This is a genomic window from Mycobacterium sp. KBS0706, from assembly GCF_005938675.2.
GTDB lineage: Bacteria > Pseudomonadota > Alphaproteobacteria > DSM-16000 > Inquilinaceae > Inquilinus.
Map to the genome: position 1 here is coordinate 1 of NZ_VCCH02000216.1, position 3,844 is coordinate 3,844.

Sequence of the window (3,844 nt, forward strand, 5' to 3'; positions counted from 1 at the left end):
CCGCAGCGCCGAGACCGCGAGGTTCATCTTGCCGGGCCAGGCGCCCTGGGCCGCCAGATGCAGCTGGTACCGCCGCAGATCCTCCGGCTCGGCCCGGTCCGGCGAGCGGCCCAGGAACCGGGCGAAGTCGGCCACCACCCGGACATAGTCGTGCTGGGGCTTGGGCCCGAACCGGCGGATGCGCGTGTCCTCGATCATCCGCTGGCGCAGCGGGCTCATCGGCGCAGAGCTCATCGAACTCTCCTGTCTGCAGGGGGGTGGCCCTGATTCAGACAGGACCCGCGATCAGGGCCCAGGCCGGCTCAACTCTCCGCCCCCGCAGCACCCACGTGCCGCCGCAGCGGCTTAGTCCGATGGCGCACCCCGGCCGGGCCAGGTCGATTGGCTAGGGCGCCCTATCCCTCGCCAAGCGCTCGGTAGCAGGCCTCTCTGACCACGCTTCGAAGCTTGGAGCAGCTCAGTTCCTCCTCCGGTCCTTCTACCCACACCAACTGGAATGGACCACCGCCTGGAAACCTGACGCGTGCGCGATAGCGACCGCAGGAGGCGACGCCTCGATTGTCGGAGAGCTCAACTTTCCAAAGGGAAGGGTCGTCATAATTTGGGGTCGGCATGGCGCCTTGAAGTCCAGATATATTCGGGCTCCCAAACGATTATCAGGTGGCGATGTTCCATTCCCTCGGACCGGTCGCCATGCAGGCATGAGGAGATCGCCGAAAGCTGGAACACACATCGGCCATCACCGGTATGTTCGCGTGCAGCCCAGACCCGCTCGTCTACTGGCCGCTCCGCCTCCAGGACGACCTGCTCGACGTCGCCGGCTGATCACGTTCTCTCTTTGTCCGGCGAAAGGTGCATTGGCGGCAAAACCTTGAGGTTCCCCCTCAATCCGAGAGATCGACGCGCGGCCCTGGCCATGATCGAGAGCCAAGGGTAACGGCTTCCAGGCATCCGAATTGATGCTCGCGAACATCCAAATTCGCGCTCACGCCCTGTGAGTGCGGTCCGTAAGGTCGTCGTCAATTTGGAACGCAATTTTAGCTTAATGTTATTAATCACGGTATGCTGACAGCATGGTTGGATCTCTCACGCGCAACATCATGGTCGGCCGGAGGCGCACCAGCATCAGGTTGGAGACGACCTTCTGGTTGGGATTAGAGGAGATCCTGGAGAGAGAAGACATCACGCTCCGTGCCCTGGTGACCCGAATAGATGCTGCCCAACGTGGCGGCAATAACCTGTCGAGCGCCGTTCGTGTATTTATACTGAGCTACTTTTTTGAGCTGACCCATCGCCGTGCTCCGCACGTCCCTCCAGGGTATGAATGGACGGCGCGTCGATAGTCAGGCTGTACTCGGATCGGTGGCCGAAACGACGTAGCGAGCCCCACCTCCGTCACCGAATGACGGCACGACCTTGACGGGTGCATCGCCCGAAACCGCAGCGAGCGGCAGCCTGCCCGGCGCCGCTCGCTCCGGACCACTCAGGCCGTCTTCGCTGCGGCGGCCTTGCGCGTGCGCGGCGCCCTGGCGGGCTTCGGCGCGGGCACGACCGGCTCTGCCGGCGCGGCGCCGCGCCGAGTGCCGAGTCCGATGGTCTTGGCGAGGGTGCTCCGCTGCTGGGCATAGTTCGGAGCGACCATCGGATAGTCGGCCGCCAGGCCCCAGCGCGCGCGGTACTGCTCCGGCGTCATGTTGTAGGCCGTGGCCAGATGCCGCTTCAGCATCTTCATCTTCCTGCCGTCCTCGAGGCAGATGATGGCGTCCGGCGTCACAGACTTGCGGATCGGCACCGCCGGCTCCGGACGAGTGATCACGGGCTCGGTCGGTTGGCCCAGCTTGTCCAGTGCGCCGTAAACCTGCGCGATCAGTCCCGGCAGGTCCGAGACCGCGACGCTGTTGTTGGCGACATGGGCCGAGACAATTTCCGCGGCCAGACGGCGCGTTTCGTCGGCGGTTGTAGGGCCACTCATAGAGCCAACCTCGCTCATCAAATCACTCCAATGTGAAGCACAACGCGGTCCTAATATGACGAATCGATTTATGCAACGGGCGTTTTGTCAATTCGAAATCTTCGCAATGATCTCAAGACATCAAGACTTTCGACCACTGTCCAGCTGCCTCTATTCGTCGCCAAGCAGTTTGCCGGTGAAATTCCCCTGCCACAGGCTCGAATGCCGCCGGTAGCCGCGCGCGGTGCGGGCGTCCTTCCAGCGGCCATGCTGCATCGCCGCTTCGAGCGGCACCCCCTTGCGGTCGGCCGCCGTCATCATGCCGGCGCGCAGGCTGTGCCCGGAAAACTCCCCCTCGGCCAGCCCGGTCCCTTTGATCACCCGCTTGACCAGGCGGGCGACGGTCTTGCTGTCGATCGGCTGCAAGCGGCCGTCGACGCCGTAGGTCAGATGGCCGCCGCGGTCGATCCGACAGAACAGCGGCCCGGGCGTATCGCCGCGGGCCGCGAGCCAAGCCGCGAGCGCAGTCGCGGCGCAGAGCGGCGACCGCGGCACCGATTGGATCCCGACCTCTTCCCCTCGCCTCTCCTGGTCGGTCTTGGAGCCGGCGACGAACGGCACCAGTCCCTCGGCCGTGAAGGTCAAGTCGCGCAGGTCGAAGCCGGCCAGCTCGGAGCGGCGGAAGCCGCCGGCAAAGCCGGTCAGCAGCAGCGCCCGGTCACGCAGGCAGCGCTTCGGTGCCGGCACCGTTACGGGGTCGAGCAGCAGCAGGACCGCCCGCAGGTTCTCCTCGAGCAGCGCCGCCTTCTTGTCCGGGCGGGCGCCCTTGGTCCGGCGCAGGCCGGCCAGGAACTCCGAGAAATACCCATCGTCGAGATGGATCGGTCGGCCGAGTCGGCGCCGTATCGCCAGAACGGCGGCGCGCCGCAGCTCGATGGTCGAGAGCGACCGGGCTTCCGAGAGGGAGGTGAGGTGCATCGCCAGCCAAGACGCATCCGCCTGGGCCGGGTTCAGGCCGAAGCCCAGGCACCATTCGCTCCACTGGCGCCAGGCGGTGCCGTAGGCGCGCCGGGTGTTGGCCGAGAGCGAGGCCTCGACCAGCTCGTCGGCGCGCTCGGCAAGCCGGCGGATTTCGACGAGCTGGGCCTCGGTCAGCGCGACATCCGACAGCACTGCGGCCGCCGTCGTCTCGTGTCGGTCCCCGTCTTGCATGCTCCCCTCCCCTCCCCCGCTCATGGGCCCACCGACACGGCTCGCGACCACAGCAGCTCGACCGGGTGGAACCGGACCAGCGAAATCCGGTGCAGCACCGCCGGGCGTGGCCGCCAGGCCGCGATCGCATCGAGCATCACCGTCTGCACCGCCAGGGGCCGGATCCCCTCGCCGAGGGTGACATGCGGCACCCACGCCTCCGGCAGGTAATGCGCCCAGCAGCGCGGGCCGGACGCCCAGCTCGCCTGGTGATAGGCGCGGTGCAGGGCGAGCAGCTCGGCCGTGACCACTGGTGCTGCGAACAGGACGGAGGGCGGCCCCGGGAACACGCCCAGGCTCGTCAGCTGGATGGCGATCGCCGGCTGTGCCTCGGCGAAGCACTGCAGCGACGCGCTCATCGCCGTGGCGTCGAGCTGATCGTAGACGCCGAGCGAGAGATGTGGGGCGACCTGGGCCCGTCGCGGTGTCATTGCATCGGGATCGGCCCGCTCGACGGCGTCGATCAGCGGCGCCAGGGAGCCGGCGCCATGCGGATCGAGATCGAGGGTGACGGCGAACGGCACGGAGCCTCCGGGACTGGCGACCGGGCGAGTCTACCCGCCCGCCGTCCGCGGCGGAAGCCCCAACGCCCGATAAGCCCCCTTATCGCCCAATGATTTCAATCTGTTATCCGACCTTAAC

Annotated in this window: 4 protein-coding genes and 1 pseudogene; 1 reads left to right on the plus strand and 4 read right to left on the minus strand. The window is 66.6% G+C overall.

Translation table 11 applies throughout. The annotated features are described in order from the left end of the window. Window positions 1-234, minus strand: a 234-nt coding sequence (locus FFK22_RS41145) for a phage integrase N-terminal SAM-like domain-containing protein (protein WP_186002964.1), incomplete at its 3' end; no start/stop codon positions are given. 866 nt (window positions 235-1,100) lie between these two features. On the opposite strand from FFK22_RS41145, the gene FFK22_RS44980 reads away from it, so the two are divergent. Continuing rightward, window positions 1,101-1,343, plus strand: coding sequence for a ribbon-helix-helix domain-containing protein (locus FFK22_RS44980; RefSeq protein WP_373683777.1), 243 nt, complete (start codon window positions 1,101-1,103; stop codon window positions 1,341-1,343). Between the two features lie 233 nt (window positions 1,344-1,576). On the opposite strand, the pseudogene FFK22_RS41155 reads toward FFK22_RS44980, so the two are convergent. From FFK22_RS41155 to FFK22_RS41165, 3 genes and pseudogenes are all read right to left on the minus strand, one after another. After that, window positions 1,577-1,972: pseudogene (locus FFK22_RS41155) on the minus strand (MucR family transcriptional regulator); the annotation flags it as partial. 150 nt (window positions 1,973-2,122) lie between these two features. Then, window positions 2,123-3,163 carry a tyrosine-type recombinase/integrase gene (locus FFK22_RS44985; protein WP_186002965.1) on the minus strand — a complete coding sequence of 347 codons (1,041 nt, stop codon included), beginning with the start codon at window positions 3,161-3,163 and terminating at the stop codon, window positions 2,123-2,125. Window positions 3,164-3,183: 20 nt separating this feature from the next. Further along, window positions 3,184-3,726: a 2'-5' RNA ligase family protein gene (locus FFK22_RS41165; RefSeq protein ID WP_138893597.1), complete on the minus strand. Its 543-nt coding sequence runs from the start codon at window positions 3,724-3,726 to the stop codon at window positions 3,184-3,186. Window positions 3,727-3,844 lie beyond the last annotated feature (118 nt).

Coding starts and splice junctions, on each gene's coding strand:
- FFK22_RS44980 (WP_373683777.1), top strand. CDS start 1,101: ATGGTCGGCCGGAGGCGCACCAGCATCAGGTTGGAGACGACCTTCTGG.
- FFK22_RS44985 (WP_186002965.1), bottom strand. CDS start 3,163: ATGCAAGACGGGGACCGACACGAGACGACGGCGGCCGCAGTGCTGTCG.